The sequence below is a fragment of the Stenotrophomonas sp. 21LCFQ19 genome (genome assembly GCF_056861425.1).
This window is the reverse complement of sequence record NZ_JBSPUF010000020.1, coordinates 18,236-33,339: the sequence shown is the minus strand read 5'-3', so window position 1 is coordinate 33,339 and position 15,104 is coordinate 18,236. Positions and strand designations below refer to the sequence as shown.

General features: G+C 63.8%; 14 protein-coding genes. 5 read left to right on the top strand and 9 right to left on the bottom strand.

From position 1 onward, the window contains the following. Window positions 1–149: 149 nt before the first annotated feature. A complete protein-coding gene (panE, locus tag AC13FW_RS18320) occupies window positions 150–1,088 on the top strand; it encodes a 2-dehydropantoate 2-reductase (RefSeq protein ID WP_482990018.1) in 939 nt (312 codons plus the stop codon). A gap of 22 nt (window positions 1,089–1,110) precedes the next feature. On the opposite strand, the gene AC13FW_RS18315 is transcribed toward panE, so the two are convergent. Then, entirely contained in the window at window positions 1,111–1,905 is a 795-nt protein-coding gene (locus AC13FW_RS18315; protein ID WP_482990017.1) for a TatD family hydrolase, read from the bottom strand. 104 nt (window positions 1,906–2,009) lie between these two features. Here AC13FW_RS18315 and AC13FW_RS18310 point away from each other — a divergent pair, with 104 nt between their 5' ends. The 3 genes from AC13FW_RS18310 (at window position 2,010) to AC13FW_RS18300 (ending at window position 6,018) form a co-directional block, all read left to right on the top strand. Continuing rightward, window positions 2,010–2,612: a hypothetical protein gene (locus AC13FW_RS18310; protein ID WP_482990016.1), complete on the top strand. Its 603-nt coding sequence runs from the start codon at window positions 2,010–2,012 to the stop codon at window positions 2,610–2,612. A gap of 88 nt (window positions 2,613–2,700) precedes the next feature. Beyond that, window positions 2,701–5,334: an ATP-dependent helicase HrpB gene (hrpB, locus tag AC13FW_RS18305; RefSeq protein ID WP_482990015.1), complete on the top strand. Its 2,634-nt coding sequence runs from the start codon at window positions 2,701–2,703 to the stop codon at window positions 5,332–5,334. 327 nt (window positions 5,335–5,661) lie between these two features. Then, window positions 5,662–6,018 (top strand): hypothetical protein, encoded by a 357-nt coding sequence (locus AC13FW_RS18300; protein WP_282268299.1) that lies wholly within the window; start codon window positions 5,662–5,664, stop codon window positions 6,016–6,018. Window positions 6,019–6,107: 89 nt separating this feature from the next. On the opposite strand, the gene AC13FW_RS18295 is transcribed toward AC13FW_RS18300, so the two are convergent. The 8 genes from AC13FW_RS18295 to AC13FW_RS18260 form a co-directional block, all read right to left on the bottom strand. Next, window positions 6,108–7,223 carry a CaiB/BaiF CoA transferase family protein gene (locus AC13FW_RS18295; RefSeq protein WP_482990014.1) on the bottom strand — a complete coding sequence of 372 codons (1,116 nt, stop codon included), beginning with the start codon at window positions 7,221–7,223 and terminating at the stop codon, window positions 6,108–6,110. Between the two features lie 16 nt (window positions 7,224–7,239). Then, window positions 7,240–8,418 (bottom strand): CaiB/BaiF CoA transferase family protein, encoded by a 1,179-nt coding sequence (locus AC13FW_RS18290; protein ID WP_482990013.1) that lies wholly within the window; start codon window positions 8,416–8,418, stop codon window positions 7,240–7,242. 187 nt (window positions 8,419–8,605) lie between these two features. Continuing rightward, entirely contained in the window at window positions 8,606–9,775 is a 1,170-nt protein-coding gene (locus AC13FW_RS18285) for an acyl-CoA dehydrogenase family protein (RefSeq protein WP_481615337.1), read from the bottom strand. A 9-nt stretch (window positions 9,776–9,784) separates the two neighbouring features. Further along, a complete protein-coding gene (locus tag AC13FW_RS18280; RefSeq protein WP_482990012.1) occupies window positions 9,785–10,303 on the bottom strand; it encodes a MaoC family dehydratase in 519 nt (172 codons plus the stop codon). A gap of 88 nt (window positions 10,304–10,391) precedes the next feature. Then, window positions 10,392–11,246, bottom strand: coding sequence for an HpcH/HpaI aldolase/citrate lyase family protein (locus AC13FW_RS18275; protein ID WP_296246636.1), 855 nt, complete (start codon window positions 11,244–11,246; stop codon window positions 10,392–10,394). Continuing rightward, window positions 11,243–12,109 (bottom strand): polysaccharide deacetylase family protein, encoded by an 867-nt coding sequence (locus AC13FW_RS18270; protein ID WP_482990011.1) that lies wholly within the window; start codon window positions 12,107–12,109, stop codon window positions 11,243–11,245. Before AC13FW_RS18270 ends, AC13FW_RS18275 begins: the two co-directional genes overlap by 4 nt. A 442-nt stretch (window positions 12,110–12,551) precedes the next feature. Beyond that, window positions 12,552–13,394, bottom strand: coding sequence for an SDR family NAD(P)-dependent oxidoreductase (locus tag AC13FW_RS18265; protein ID WP_482990010.1), 843 nt, complete (start codon window positions 13,392–13,394; stop codon window positions 12,552–12,554). A 20-nt stretch (window positions 13,395–13,414) separates the two neighbouring features. Continuing rightward, window positions 13,415–13,723: a hypothetical protein gene (locus tag AC13FW_RS18260; RefSeq protein ID WP_481615768.1), complete on the bottom strand. Its 309-nt coding sequence runs from the start codon at window positions 13,721–13,723 to the stop codon at window positions 13,415–13,417. Window positions 13,724–13,863: 140 nt separating this feature from the next. On the opposite strand from AC13FW_RS18260, the gene AC13FW_RS18255 reads away from it, so the two are divergent. After that, entirely contained in the window at window positions 13,864–15,102 is a 1,239-nt protein-coding gene (locus tag AC13FW_RS18255) for an MFS transporter (protein WP_482990009.1), read from the top strand. Window positions 15,103–15,104 lie beyond the last annotated feature (2 nt).

The following is a 15,104-nucleotide window of genomic DNA, read 5'->3' as shown; positions in this document are numbered from 1 at the left end:
CAAGATGACGCTGCATCCAGGGTATTGCGAACCATGTTTTCTCTGCTCGGAGTCAATCTCAGCTTCGCGGCTCACGCCGCTCCCACAAAATCCGTGGCAGCAACACCTATGATGTCTTCACTCCCCTTTGTCGATGGATATCCAAGCTGATGCGCATCCTGATTCTCGGTGCCGGTGGTACCGGCGGTTACTTTGGTGGTCGGCTGGCGCAGGCCGGCGTTGATGTCACCTTCCTGGTACGCGCCAACCGCGCTGCGCAACTGGATCGCGATGGCCTGGTGATCCGCAGTCCGCTTGGTGACGCCGCATTCCCGGTCGCCCACGTCACTGCCGATGCCCTGCCGCAACTGGCCAGGGATCAGCCCTTCGATCTGGTCATCCTCAGCTGCAAGGCCTATGACCTGGACAGCTCGATCGAGGCCATCGCACCTGCCGTTGGCGCCAATACCACCGTGTTGCCGATCCTCAACGGCCTGCGTCACTACGCCGCGCTGGATGCGCGCTTCGGCCGTGCAAACGTACTTGGCGGCCTGTGCTTCATCAGCGCAACCAAGGCCGAGGACGGTGCCGTGCTGCACCTGGACAAGCCAGCGAAGATCACCTTCGGCGAGCGCGATGGCGCAACCGACAGCGCACGCGTCGCTGCATTGGCCAAGGCCTGCGAACAGGCCGGCATCGACCATGTCGCCTCAGCCGATATCGCCCAGGAACAATGGATCAAGTACACCTTCCTGACCGCGCTGGCGGCCGGCACCTGCCTGATGCGCGCCGATGTCGGCAGCATCGTTGCCAGCGATCACGGCACCGCCTTCATGCAGGCCCTGTACGCCGAATGCCTGGCGGTCGCCGCGCAGGCCGGGCAGCCGATCCCCGCCAAGGCACAGGAAATCGCACTGGGCGCGATCACCAGACCCGGCTCGCCAATCAAAGCATCGATGCTGCGTGATCTGGAAGCCGGGCAGCGCGTGGAAGCCGCCCACATCGTCGGCGACATGCTGGGCCGTGCACTTGCCGCCGGGCAATCAGCACCGCTGCTGCAGGCAGCCTACTGCCACCTGCAGGCCTACGAGGCGCAGCGCGCCGCTTGAGGTTTCAGCCTCGCGCCTGCCGTCAGACCGGCGGCAGGCGGAAGAAGGCGCGGGTCGCGGCGGTAGCGTTGGCAGCGGTGACCGCCACATCTTCGCCACGATCGCGGGCCAGTTCCTCGACGATATGCGACAGGAACGCCGGCTCGTTGCGGCGGTCCTTGGGCAGCGGCCGCATCGTGCGCGGCAGCAGGTACGGCGCATCGGTCTCGATCATCAGTCGCTCGGCCGGGATGTGCTTGACCAGCTCACGCAGGTGCGCGCCACGGCGCTCATCGCACAGCCAGCCGGTGATGCCGATATACCAATCCTGGTCCAGGTAATCGAACAGTTCGCGGCGCTCGGCGGTGAAACAATGCACCACCGCCGGGCCAAGCTTGCCGTCGAAGTTCTTCATCATCGCGATGAAGTCGTCGTGCGCGTCACGCTGGTGCAGGAACAGCGGCTTGCCGTTCTCACTGGCGATCTGCAGCTGGCGCTCGAAGGCCTTGCGCTGGGACGGTCGCGGCGAGAAATCGCGGTTGAAATCCAGGCCACACTCACCCACTGCCACCACTTCCGGATGCGTGTGCAACGCACGCATTTCCGCATCGCATTCGTCGGTGTACTCACTGGCGTGGTGCGGATGCACGCCAGCCGTGGCGTAGAGGAAGCCGGGGTGTCGCTGCGCCAGCGCCAAGGCCATCGGCGAATGCTCGCGGCTGGCACCAGTGATCACCATCTGCACCACGCCAGCGGCGCGCGCGCGCTCCAGCACCGCGTCGATGTCGCGATCAAAGGATTCGTGGGTGAGGTTGGCGCCGATGTCGATCAGTTGCATGGGAGGTGCTATTGCTGGGGGAGAGGTCATTCTATAGGGCGCCTCTACATAACCGCCTGACTCGGTGCTAGAGTCCGCCGACATGGCCCTGCGAAGGAATCGTGATGCGCCTTTCACCCCTGCTGCTGTTCAGCCTCTTTATCCCACTGGCGCATGCCTCAGATGAGGTAGTTGCGCATTACGGTCAACAGCCGATCCTACGCTCGCAATTGGGCGAAGACACAGCCAGCGCAGGGGAAAAACTGCGTGAGCTGACAATACTGCCTGCGATAGATGCGTATATGCGCGAACATCGCAGCGAGTGGCTACCAGATGAGGCAACATTGGTTCGCGCTGAGGCAGCATTCCAGCGCTCGCGTGCATGTATTCCCTATCCAACGCCGGAGTATGACAAGCCAGATATCAGGCGCTTCGTTGTATCCGCATTGATCACCGGGGAAATGGCCCAAGGCTATGTTCACCGCAACCATGGCGGCGGAAGATTGCGGTTCTACCCAAGCGGCACCGAAGCATTTGACGCGAACCACCGACTGGCTCAGGAACTCGAAGTCAGTGGAGCTTTTCAGATTCATGATCCGGCATTGCGCAAGGCAGCGTATGACTATTGGAAGGAGGATGAGAGCAACAGGTTGCTCCCTGATCCCGGACAGGGAGCTTTCGATCCAGAAAAGGTATTCCTCACCTGCACGAAGAATGCGACCTCCTAACCTGTAGCTGGTAGCCCGGGTGCACTGCGCTTACCCGGGCTACGGGCTTGCGGCGGCGCATCTGGCGCGCGGCTTCTACAATGCTGCAATGGCAATAGCATTCCCCATCACTCCGCTGCTCCCCGACATCCTCCAGCAGCTGGTCGCGCACACGCGGCTGGTGCTGGAAGCACCGCCCGGCGCCGGCAAGACCACCCAGGTGCCGTTGGCGCTGCTGGAAGCGCCGTGGCTGCAGGGCGGCAAGATCATCATGCTGGAACCGCGCCGGGTCGCCGCGCGCAGTGCCGCCACTTTCATGGCCAAACAGCTGGGTGAGGCGGTTGGCGAAACCGTCGGCTACCGCATCCGCTTCGAGAACAAGGTTTCGGCGCGTACCCGCATCGAGGTGGTCACCGAAGGCATCCTGACCCGCATGCTGCAGGACGACCCGCTGCTGGAAGGCGTGGGCGCACTGCTGTTCGACGAATTCCACGAGCGCCATCTGTCCGCCGATCTTGGCCTGGCCTTGGCGCTGGACGTGCAATCGCAACTGCGCGACGACCTGCGCATCGTGGTGATGTCGGCGACGCTGGATGGTGAGCGGCTGGCGCAGTTCCTGGATGCGCCGCGCCTGTCCAGCGAAGGCCGCAACTATCCGGTGGAGATAAGTCATTTCCCGGCACGGCGCGACGAGACGTTGGAAGCCCAGGCCCGGCGCGCGGTGGAACAGGCGCTGGCCGAGCATCCTGGCGACGTGCTGGTGTTCCTGCCGGGGCAGCGGGAGATAGCGCGGGTGCAGGCCGCTCTGAGCCCCTCCCCCTCCGGGGGAGGGGTTGGGGAGAGGGTAGGTGGCGCAGCCACCCGCACGGTCCAATTGCATGAGGCTTCGCCCGCACCCTCATCCGGCGCTCGGCCATCCCCGCCTTCGCGGGGACAGGCTCTTCTCCCGGCGGGAGAAGGATATGAGGTCCTCCCCCTCCACGGCGAGCTGCCCATCGAACAACAAAGCCGCGTGCTGCAGCCCGATCCGGACGGCCGCCGCCGGGTGGTGCTGGCCACCAATGTCGCCGAATCCTCCGTCACCCTGCCCGGCGTGCGTGTGGTGATCGATGCCGGCTTGGCACGCGAGCCGCGCTACGACCCCAACAGCGGCTTCTCGCGACTGGATGCGGTGGCCATCTCGCAGGCTTCGGCCGACCAGCGCGCCGGTCGTGCCGGCCGCGTTGCTTCCGGTTGGGCGTGGCGGCTGTGGCCGCAATCACAGCGGCTGGAATCACAGCGGCGCCCGGAAATGGCGCAGGTGGAGCTGGCCGGTCTGGCGCTGGAACTGGCGGCCTGGGGCAGTGACGCGCTGCGCTTCGTCGATCCACCTCCGAGCGGCGCCTTGTCGGCCGCGCGCGAACTACTGCAGCGGCTGGGCGCCTTGAGCGCAGACAACACCATCACCGCGCTGGGCAAGCGCATGCTGGCGATGGGCACGCATCCGCGCATGGCGGCGATGCTGCTGTCTGCGGGCAATCCGCGCGAGCAGGCGTTGGCCGCCGACGTTGCCGCACTGCTGGAAGCACGCGATCCACTGCGCCAAGGCGGTGACGCACTGGCCGCGCGTTGGCGCGCCCTTGCCGCCTTCCGCAATGGCCGCGCGCCTTACGATGCCAACCGCGGTGGCTTGGCCGCCATCGATGCGGCGGCCAAGCAATGGCGCCGCCGCCTGCGCTGTGATGCGACGCCGCCAGCCGATATCGAAGCGCATGAACTCGGCGACCTTCTCGCCCACGCCTTCCCCGACCGCATCGCCACCCAGCACCCGAACGACCCACAGCGCTACCAGCTGGCCAATGGCCGCAGCGCACGCCAGTTCGACAACAGCGATCTGCGTGGCGAGCCCTGGCTGGTGATCAGCGAACTGCGCCACGACCCGCGCGATGCGCTGATCCTGCGTGCGGCACCGGTGGACGAACAGCGGCTGCGCCGTGACTTTCCTGATCGTTTCAAGACGCAGGACGTGGTGCGCTGGAACAGCGCCAAGCGCGCACTGGAAGCGCGTCGTGAAAGCAGCTTCGAGCGCATCGTGCTGGACAGCCGCCCGGCAGGACAGGTGGACCCGGCACGCGCTGCACGCGCACTGACAGATGCGGTCCGCGAACTGGGCCTGGATGCCTTGCCATGGACCGAGAACCTGCAGCAACTGCGCTGGCGGGTGATGGGCCTGCGGCACTGGATGCCGGAGCTCGAACTGCCCGACTTATCCGATGCGGCGCTGTTGGAGACGTTGGACGATTGGCTGTTGCCAGCCTTCAACGGCAAGACACGCCTGGAAGCCCTGTCCGAGGAAGAGCTCGGCGAAGCCCTGAAGTCCGGCATCGACTGGAGCAAGCGGCAGCTGGTGGATCGTCATGCGCCGACGCGTATCAGCGTGCCTTCGGGGATGGAGCGACGCATCGAGTACGCGCTGGATGACGACGGCGTCAGCCCGCGCCCGCCGGTGCTGGCGGTGAAGTTGCAGGAGCTGTTTGGCCTGGCCGATACGCCGCGTATTGCCGATGGGCGCGTGCCCTTGCTGTTGCACCTGCTGTCGCCGGGCGGAAAGCCCCTGCAGGTAACCGGTGACCTGCGCAATTTCTGGCAGAACACTTATGCCGAAGTTAAGAAAGAAATGAAGGGGCGTTATCCACGGCATCCGTGGCCGGATGATCCTTGGAGTGCTACGGCGACGCATCGGGCGAAGCCTCGGGGGACTTGAATGGGGTTGCTTGGGTTTTGGGGCAAAGGCGGAAGCGAGTGCAAAAGCAACAGCAACAGCAACAGCACCCCTCCCCAACCCTCCCCTTGCCTGCGGCAAAGGGAGGGGGCGGTTCTTGGCAATCTGTCAGAGCAGCGCAGCCGCTCTGCCCCCTCCCTTGTGCGAAGCACAGGGGAGGGTTGGGGAGGGGTAGCTTTTGACGCTCGCCGCCACCGTTACTCCCGCTTCAGCCTTCCACAACCACGCCCAACGCTTCCCGGCTAACATCCCGTACACGGCCCTCTGGTAAGAATGAGGGTCTGGCCCTCATCTACATGGAGTCCCCACATGAGCAAGTTCAGCGATATCACCGGCCCGGCACTGGAACGTGCACTGGAACTGGTCAACAGCGCCGGTGGCAACATCAAGCACGGTGGTTCCAGCGCAGCCGAATGGCTCAAGACCGGTGCCGCCATTGGTGCGATGAAGACCGGCGGCCGTGCCGTCACCCGCGTCGCCAAGCGCAACCCCACCGCTACCGTCGCTGTTGCGGCTGTTGGCCTGGGCTTGATTGGCTATGCGCTGTACCGCAAGAACAAGCGCGACAACGAGGCCATCGAGGCCAAGTCGCGGCAGATCGCGCAGCGTCGCCGTCATGCGGCCAGCGTGACCGATGAGACCAGCGATATTGGTAGCGACGCCTGAGTTTTTTGGAGTGGTGCTTGAGGCAAGAGCACCCCTCCCCGACCCTCCCCTGCGCTTCGCGCAAGGGAGGGAGGAAAGCTCGCAGCTTGCTAGAGGCCTAGTTCTGCCAGTACGGCTGCGGTGGACTGACCGATGTCATCCAGCTGCGGATTGATACGCCCAGGCTCGTTGGCGAACTTGATCGGTATGCCCAGGTGGGTTCCGCCCTTTGCATCTGTCCAGACCATTTCGCGCGCACGCGTATGCGGATCATTGAAGGCTTCGGTCAGCGTCTTGACCGGTGCCCAGCACACGTCGATGTCGTGCAGGAACAGCGTCCACTCCACCAAGGTGCGGCGGGCAAAGGTTTCGGCCAGGAAAGCCTTGACCGGGTCCTGACCGCTGCCCGGTGGCAGATGGCAGAGATGGATCAGATCAGCGCGGCCTAGCGCGTTCAACAGGTTCTCGGCGAACTTGTGCTCGGCACCGCCGAGTGCGATCCAGCGGTCGTCGGCGCAGCGGTAGAGCTTGTACAGCGCATTGCCGCCCCAGCTGCGTTCTTCCTTGACCACCGGGTCGCGACCGAGTGCGAACGGCGGGCCCAGCACGTTCGGCAACCACGCCATCAAGGCATCCTGCATCGACAGATCGATGTAGTCGCCCTCACCCGTGCGTTCGCGGCGGAACAAGGCCATCAGGATGCCGTTGAGTGCCATCAGGGAGCCTGCCATGTCGGCCACCGGCATATGCGGCATGGCCGGCGTGCCATCCGGCGCGCGATTCAGGCTAACCACGCCGGTGTCGGCCTGCATGGCAAGATCATGTGCGGGCCGGTTGACCTTGGGCCCAGTCTGGCCGAAGGCGCTGATCGAGCAGTACACCAGTTTCGGATTGATCGCCTTGCAGCTGGCATAGTCGATGCCAAGACGCTGGGCCACACCGGGCCGGAACGCTTCCACCACCACATCGGCCCACTCGACCAACCTGGCGAATGCGGCCTTGCCATCCGCGCTTTTCAGATCCAGCACGATGCAGCGCTTGCCGCGATGGGTATTGCGGAACCAGGTGGAAACACCGGCCTGCTTCAAGCCGACCTCGCGTACCGGCTCACCACTGGGCGGCTCGATCTTGATCACATCGGCACCGTGATCGGCCATCACCATGGTCAGGTGCGGCCCAGGCAGGAACAGCGACAGATCGAGTACGCGTACACCTTCGAGCTTCATTTTCGACTCCGTTGCCTCATGCCCCGAGCAGGCGCGCGCGGTCTGCATCGTTGTAGCCCAGCTCGCGCAGCAATGCATCGGCATCGGCGTTGAGCGGCGGGCAGGCATTGCCACTCAACCGCTGGCCATCCAGCTTGATCGGATTGCGCAGCAGCCGTTGCGTGCCCTGTGCATGCTCGACGTCCTGCAGCATATCGACATCGCGCACATAGGGATTGTCCAGCGCCTGGGCGATGTCCAGCACCGGCGCGATTGGAATACGGCCGGCGAACTTCTGTGTCCAGTAAGCGGTGGGCTGGGTGCTGAGGATTGCGTCGACGAGCACGGTCAGCTCCTCGCGCACCTGGCGACGCTCGGCGAAGCTGGCGAAGCGCGCTTCTGCGGCCCAGGCGGGGCTGCCGATGCCTTCAACGAAGGTTTGCCAGAACTTCTCCAGCATGCACATCACCATCACCCAGCCGTCGGCGGTGCGATAGACCTGGCAGGGTACGGTGGACGGGTGTGCGCTGCGCGACAGGCGCTCGGTGCGGTGGCCTTCGTTGAGGTACCAGGTCGCCGGATAGCTGAGCTGGTGCAGGGCCACATCGAACAGGCTGACATCCACATCGCGACCAAGGCCGGTGCGCATCGCACCGATGATGGCGGCGAGCAGGCCCATCGACATCGTGGTGCCGGTCATGAAGTCGACCATGGACAGGCCGAAGCGTGCCGGCGGCGCGTCCGGCTCGCCGGTCAAGGCCATGAAGCCGGCTTCGGCCTGCATCAGGTAGTCGTAGCCCGGCCATGCGGCGCGCTCATTGTCGCGCCCATAGGCGGACAGGTGGGCGCAGACGATCTTCGGGTTGAGCTGGCTGAGCGTGGCGTAGTCCAGGCCGAGCTTGCCGGGTTGGTCGCCGCGCAGGTTGTTGAGCACGGCGTCTGCGCTGGCGACGAGCTTTTCAAAGACTTCGCGGCCTTCGGCGGCTTTCAGATCCAGTCGCAACGAACGCTTGTTGAGATTGAAGGTCTGGAAGAACAGGCTGTCGCCTTCGCCAAGGAAGTACGGGCCGGTGCCGCGCGACACGTCGCCGCCCGGAGGGGATTCGATCTTGATGACTTCCGCGCCGAGGTCGGCCAGATGCATCGAGCCATAGGGGCCAGCACCGTACTGTTCGACGGCAAGGATGCGCAGTCCCTGCAGGGGAAGGTCTTTCATGTGTGGCCTCTGGTTTGTAAAAAGCACCGCGGCGGTTGAGGACCGCGGAGAAGGGATGCCTTCTCCCTTCTCCCTTCGGGAGAAGGTGCCCCGAAGGGGCGGATGAGGGTTGGCGCCACCAGTACCAGCAGGCTTCGCCCTTACCCTCACCCCAACCCCTCTCCCGGTGGGAGAGGGGCTTTGAGCGTCAGATCTTGTTCCTGGCCACCAGCTGCTTGGCAATGATGATGCGCTGCATTTCATTGGTGCCTTCACCAATGCACATCAGCATGGCGTCACGATGGAAACGCTCGATGTCGTATTCCACCGAGTAGCTGTAGCCACCAAAAATCCGCATGCCTTCCTGCGCGCAGTACGCGCCGGTTTCGGTGGCGAAGTACTTGGCCATGCCCGCTTCCATGTCGCAGCGCTCGCCCTTGTCATAAGCGTTGGCCGCACTCTCGATCAGCAGCTTGGAGGCTTCAACCTTGGCGGCCATCTCGCCCAGCTTGAGCTGGATGGCCTGGTGCTCGGCGATCGGCTTGCCGAAGGTCATGCGCTCCTGCGCATAGCGCACCGACAGGCGCAGTGCGCCCTCGGCAATGCCGCAGCCACGCGCCGCCACATTGATACGACCCAACTCCAGTCCACCCACCGCATGCTGGAACCCCTGGCCTTCAACGCCGCCGAGCATGCAGTCAGCCGACACCTTGTAGTCCTGGAACACCAGCTCGCAGGTGTCGATGGCGCGGTAACCGGACTTCTTCAGCTTCTTGGCGACGATGAAGCCCTCACCCTTCTCGGCAATGAACATGGTCATGCCCTTGTGGCGCGGCTGCGCCTCCGGGTCGGTCTTGACCAGCAGCAGCACCATGTCGCCATACATGGAATTGGTGATCCAGGTCTTGGCGCCGTTGATGACGTAATGATCGCCCTCGCGCTTGGCGACCGTGCGGATTGCCTGCAGATCGGTGCCGGCATTGGGCTCGGTCAAGCCCAATGCACCCCGCAGCTCGCCGGTGGCCATGCGCGGCAGGTACGTGCGCTTCTGCGCCTCCGTGCCACAACGCTCGATGGCTGCGGCCATGATCAGGTGCGAGTTGAAGATGCCGGTCGGCGCCATCCATACCGAGGACACCTTGATCACGATCTTGGCGTAGATGCGCGCCGGTAAACCCAGGCCGCCATATTCGGGCGAGATGGTGGCACCGAACAGGCCGAGGTCCTTCATCTCCTCGACCAGGTGATGCGGGTACTTGTCTTCCTGATCGTATTCCTGGGCGATTGGCGCAACGGATTTCTCGACCCAGTGGTCGATCGAATCCAGCAACGCCTGTTCTTCCTCAGGGCCCCACAGCTGTTCCGGTTCGGTGCTCATCATCGCGCCTCAGTAGTTGACCTTGTCTTCCACCGAATGGCCGCGCTTTGCGATCAGCATGGTGCGGTTGAAGGTGCAGACCAGCTTGCCGTCCTGGTTGAAACCATCGGTACGGCAGGTGACGATGCCAGCGCCCGGACGCGACTTGGATTCGCGCTTTTCCAGCACTTCCGATTCGGCCACCAGGGTGTCACCGACGAACAGCGGGTGGGTCATCTTGATCTCGCTCCAACCCAGGTTGGCCACGGCCTTCTGGCTGACGTCGGTAACGCTCATGCCGACCATCAGCGCCACGGTGAATGGCGAGCAGACGATGATCTTGCCGAACTCCGATGCCTTGGCGTATTCCTTGTCGAAGTGCATCGGATGGGTGTTCATCGTCAGCAGGGTGAACCAGGTGTTGTCGGTCTCTGTGATCGAGCGACCCGGGCGGTGCTCGTAGATGTCGCCGACATTGAACTCTTCGTAGTAGCGGCCGAAGGTTTCGCGGAAGCGGTTTTCGGAGATCTGCTTGACGTTCTGAACCATGACGATGTCCTTTTGGTGCGGGTTGGGCTGGCGCTGGGCGCAGCTTGGTCAAAGAGGGGGCGATCAGGCGTTCACTGGAGCGTTGCGGTCAGCCGGCGCGTACGCCGAGTGCACCGAGTGCGATTGCGCGTTCGGCGGCAATTTCGATGGGACGATCCACAAGCTTGCCGTCGAGCTGGATGGCTTCGCCGCCGCTTGCGGCCAGGGCGGCGATCACGCGCTGGGCGCGCTCGTACTCGCCTGCGGTTGGCAGGTAGCGGCTTTGGATGGGATCGACCTGGGCCGGATGGATCGCTGCCTTGGCGGTAAAGCCAAGGTCGATCACGTGGTCGGTTTCATTGACCAGCCCGGCTTCGTCCTTGATGTCGAGGAATGGCACGTCGAGACAGCCGACACCGGCTTCGGCGGCGATCGTCGCCAACTGTACGCGCGGGTGGAAGAAGCTGTCCCAGCCGGCACGACCACGCAGCGCGACGATGTAGTCGAAACCACCGAACATCAGCGCCTGCAGACGCGGAATGGCGTTGACCAGCGCGCGCGCATCCAGCAGACCCTTCGGCGTTTCGATCTGTGCGATGAACACGGTGTCGATGCCGGCGAGTGCAGCATCGGCCTGCTGCAGTTCGGCCACGGTTTCGACTTTTGGCAGCATCACGAAAGCGGGATTCAAGCCTGACGCCGCCAATGCCTTCAGATCCGCTTGCCCCAGTTCGGTAGACAGGGGATTGATGCGCAGGCCGATTTCGCTACGGCTATCCTGCGTCTCCGCAAGAAACGCGAACAGCGAAGCACGCGCGCTTTCCTTGTCCGCCGGAGCAACCGCGTCTTCCAGATCGATGCAGACCTGGTCGGCACCGGTGGCCACTGCCTTGGCGTAGCGCTCCGGGCGCGAGCCCGGCACGAACAGCAGGCAGCGGCGCGGGTTGTTCAGTGCGGCGCTCATGGTGCAGCCACCTGTGAAGCAAAGTGTTCGGCGATCTGACGACGCGTTGCGTACCAGGTGCCTGGCTTCTGCGCGACGTATTGCAGGAACTTCTCGAATGCGCCAATGCGACCCGGGCGGCCGATGATGCGCAGGTGCAGGCCCAACGACATCACCTTTGGACTGTGCTCGCCTTCGGTGTACAGCGTGTCGAAGCTGTCGATGGCGTAGTCCAGCCAATCCTTGGGCAGGTAGGACGGCGCCACCCACATCTTCATGTCATTGGTGTCGAGCTGGTACGGCACCACGATCATCGGCTTGTCGCTGCTGTCGACATCGCCCCAGAACGGCGCGTCGGCTGAGTAATCGTCCATGTGGTAGAGGAAGCCTTCTTCCTGCAACAGCCGGCGGGTGGAAGCCGTATGCAGGTAACGCGATAGCCAACCCACCGGGCGTGCGCCCGTTGTCTTCTCGATGCTGTCGGCAGCGTCGCGGATGAACTGGCGCTCCTGTTCCTCGTTGAAGCGGAACTGGTGGACCCAGCGGTGACCGTGCGAACACACTTCGTGGCGGCTGCCACGCAGGTAGTCGGCGATTTCCGGTGCGCGCTCCAGCGACACTGCAGCAGCGGTATAGGTGCTGGTGACGTTGTACCTGTCCAGCAGCGCGGATACGCGCGCATGGCCTTCGTTGACGCCGTAGCGGTAGTTGGATTCGTTGCCGTAGTTGCGCACCGGCTTGGACAGGGTGACGTGCAGCTCGTCCACCGGCTCGGTGATCTTGTCACCCTGGCCCACGTTGTACTCGGACAGCTCTTCAACATTGACGACCACGGACAAGGCCAGGCGTGCATTGTTGGGCCACTGGTAGGCGGGTTTGGACATGGTGGTCTCGGTGCGGTTGTTGAGGTGCGTGGTGGGGTTGCTGCTTTGCTGCTGTGCTGCTTTGCTGCTGTGCTGCTTTGCTGCTGTGCTGCTGTGCTGCTTTGCTGCTTTTCTGCTTGTGCTTTTCTGCTGTTACTTTGCTGCTTCTGCCTTATGCCTTATGCCGTCATTCCCGCGAAGGCGGGAATCGCTCTTCGCTCTTCGCTCTTCGTTCTTCGTTCTTCGTTCTTCGCCTTTGCCTTTGCCCTTTCGCCTTTGACGTGGAAGTCAAAGGCCAGAGCGATTCCCGCCTTCGCGGGAATGACGAGCCGGAGCAAGAGCGATTCCCGCCTTCGCGGGAATGACGAGCCGGAGCAAGAGCGATTCCCGCCTTCGCGGGAATGACGATCTGGAGGTTGGCTGGGAATGACGATCTGCCAGGGGGTCGCGAAGAGTCCCTATCTCAATGGTTCTCCTCACCACCAGAAACATTGATCGCCTCACCAGTGATGTACACCGCATCGTCCGAGCACAGGAACGCCGTGGCTGCGGCCGTATCCGAAGGCAGACCCGCGCGCCCAGCCGGAATGCGCGCACGCATGTCCGCCAGGTACTGCTCCACGCTCTTGCCCTGCTTCTCGGCGAAATATTCGTTCTGCCAAGCCCCCAGACCCGTGGTCACATGGTTCGGGCACACCGCGTTGACGTTGATCCCATGCGCACCCAACTCCAGCGCCGCAACGCGGGTCAGCCCCACCAAACCATGCTTGGACGAGCAATACGCCGCTGCATGCGGGAACGCCGACTTGGCCGCCTGCGAGGCAATGTTGACGATGCGGCCACCACCCTGGGCAATCATCTGCCGCCCGGCATGCTTGATGGTCAGGAAGGCGCCACGCAGGTTCACACCCAGCACCGCGTCCCACTCCCTGACATCGATGTCGACCAGCGACTTCATCAAATAGCCGATGCCGGCGTTGTTGACCAGGATGTCGAGGCGGCCGAAGCGCTCGACCGTGGCCTTGACCACCGCCTCCACCTGCGCCTCTTCCAGCACATCCAATGCCATCGCCACGCACTCGCCACCGCTGCCGGCAGCCAATTCGGCGGCAACCTGCGCCAGCTCCTCGTCGGTACCCACCGCAGTGACCGGCATCTCGGCGCCGCGCACCTTGCCGATGTCGGTCAGCACCACCTTGCAGCCTTCCTGCAGCAGGCGGCGGGCAATGCCCTCGCCCAGGCCGGCGCGGCGACCAGCGCCGGTGATGAGTGCGACCTTGCCCTGCAATTCGGGGAAACGAGCCATGACCAATGTTCCTTGTGCGCTTACAGCGCGCTGGTGAGGATGAACAACGGATTGTCAGCGTATTGCTGGAACTGCGCTGCACCGGCCTGCACGCTCGGGTCGGCGAGGTCTGCGCCGAAGGCGGCCATGTCCGGGATGCGCATCAGCTCGATGTAGTCGTACGGGGAGCTGCCTTCACCAATCAACAGACCGCTGGCCTTGAGTACCTCGAACGTCTCCACCGACGGCAGCGCATTGACCACCGGCAGGTCGCTGGCACGCGCCCAGGCCTCGTATTCCTCACGGCTGACGCCGGCTTTGAGGTTGAACAGGACGATCACGGTTTGCATGGCTTCCTCCCGGGTAAAAGACTGTGGCACACTTTGTCCGGACAAAGTGTAGGCATGCCATCCGCTCCCGGTCAACGTCGGCGGCGGAAGTCCCCCATCGGCGTATCTACCTGCCATAACCCAACTCTTGAGGTGCGTCGATGAAGTTGAAGCGTTATTACCCGTGGTTGATGGCGTTGATGGGGATGCTGGTGCTGCTGGTCTCCAACGGCCTGACCGTGACCGGCCTCACCGCTTTCGACGAATCCCTGCTCAAGGACTTCGGCTGGAGCCGCAGCGAGCTCAAGCTGCGCGACCTGATCACCCTGGTGCTGGCCGGCTGGATGGCGCCGTTCCTGGGTGCGCTGATCGACAAGGTCGGCCCGCGCAAGCTGGTGCTGGCCGGCATCGCGCTGCTGGCGGCGCTGTATGCGGCTTATGCACACATCCATTCGCTGGCCCACCTGTACTGGATCCACGTCGGCTTTGCCGCGGTGCTGGTCGCCGCCGGCCTGAATGTGGCGGTGATCTTCGTCTCGCAGTGGTTTGCCACCCATCGCGGCACCGCGATCGGCATTGCCCTGGTCGGTACCAGCCTCGGCGGCATGGTGTTCCCCAAACTCGGCGTGCAGCTGATGCAGAGCATGGACTGGCGCGCCGCGCTGCTGTGGGAAGCCGCAATTCCATTGGCCTTCCTGATCCTGGCCTTCCTGTTCGTGCGCAGCCCCCGCCCGGGCGGCATCCAGCCGTGGGGCGCGGACACGCTGGCCGCCAAGGCAGCCGCCGGCAAGCCTGCGGCGTCTTCATTGCCCGACCTGAGCTACCAGCAGGCGATGCGCACCCGCACCTTCTGGGTGCTGGCCTTCGTGGCGATGACCACCTTCTTTTCGATCATGGCGGTCGCGTCCAACCTGTTCCTGCACATGCGCGACCTCGGCTTTGAGCCGGCCACCGCTGGCAATGGCCTTGGCCTGATGTTCGGGCTGGCGATGGTGGGCAAGTTCATCTTCGGCTTCCTTGCCGATGTATTGCCGGCCAAGCGCGTGTTCCTGGTCAACCTGGGCATCATGGCCGCAGGCGCTTTGATCCTGGCGACGATGCGCGCCGACCTGATCTGGTACTCGCTGGCCCTGTTCGGGCTTGGCTGGGGTGGCCTGTACACGATGATCCAGCTGCTGGCGGTCAACGCCTTCGGCTTGGGCTCGGCCGGCAAGATCCTCGGCACCATCACCCTGCTCGATGCGACCACCGCCGGCCTCGGCATCTGGGTAACGGCCAAGATCTTCGATATCACCAAGAGCTACCACATCGCTTTCAGCCTGATCTGCGTGCTGATCGTGCTGGCCCTGCTGGCCGCAACGCTGGTGCGCGACGAACGCGCGCGCGCTTCGGCCGCCTGATC

Coding starts and splice junctions, on each gene's coding strand:
- panE (WP_482990018.1), top strand. CDS start 150: ATGCGCATCCTGATTCTCGGTGCCGGTGGTACCGGCGGTTACTTTGGT.
- AC13FW_RS18315 (WP_482990017.1), bottom strand. CDS start 1,905: ATGCAACTGATCGACATCGGCGCCAACCTCACCCACGAATCCTTTGAT.
- AC13FW_RS18310 (WP_482990016.1), top strand. CDS start 2,010: ATGCGCCTTTCACCCCTGCTGCTGTTCAGCCTCTTTATCCCACTGGCG.
- hrpB (WP_482990015.1), top strand. CDS start 2,701: ATGGCAATAGCATTCCCCATCACTCCGCTGCTCCCCGACATCCTCCAG.
- AC13FW_RS18300 (WP_282268299.1), top strand. CDS start 5,662: ATGAGCAAGTTCAGCGATATCACCGGCCCGGCACTGGAACGTGCACTG.
- AC13FW_RS18295 (WP_482990014.1), bottom strand. CDS start 7,223: ATGAAGCTCGAAGGTGTACGCGTACTCGATCTGTCGCTGTTCCTGCCT.
- AC13FW_RS18290 (WP_482990013.1), bottom strand. CDS start 8,418: ATGAAAGACCTTCCCCTGCAGGGACTGCGCATCCTTGCCGTCGAACAG.
- AC13FW_RS18285 (WP_481615337.1), bottom strand. CDS start 9,775: ATGAGCACCGAACCGGAACAGCTGTGGGGCCCTGAGGAAGAACAGGCG.
- AC13FW_RS18280 (WP_482990012.1), bottom strand. CDS start 10,303: ATGGTTCAGAACGTCAAGCAGATCTCCGAAAACCGCTTCCGCGAAACC.
- AC13FW_RS18275 (WP_296246636.1), bottom strand. CDS start 11,246: ATGAGCGCCGCACTGAACAACCCGCGCCGCTGCCTGCTGTTCGTGCCG.
- AC13FW_RS18270 (WP_482990011.1), bottom strand. CDS start 12,109: ATGTCCAAACCCGCCTACCAGTGGCCCAACAATGCACGCCTGGCCTTG.
- AC13FW_RS18265 (WP_482990010.1), bottom strand. CDS start 13,394: ATGGCTCGTTTCCCCGAATTGCAGGGCAAGGTCGCACTCATCACCGGC.
- AC13FW_RS18260 (WP_481615768.1), bottom strand. CDS start 13,723: ATGCAAACCGTGATCGTCCTGTTCAACCTCAAAGCCGGCGTCAGCCGT.
- AC13FW_RS18255 (WP_482990009.1), top strand. CDS start 13,864: ATGAAGTTGAAGCGTTATTACCCGTGGTTGATGGCGTTGATGGGGATG.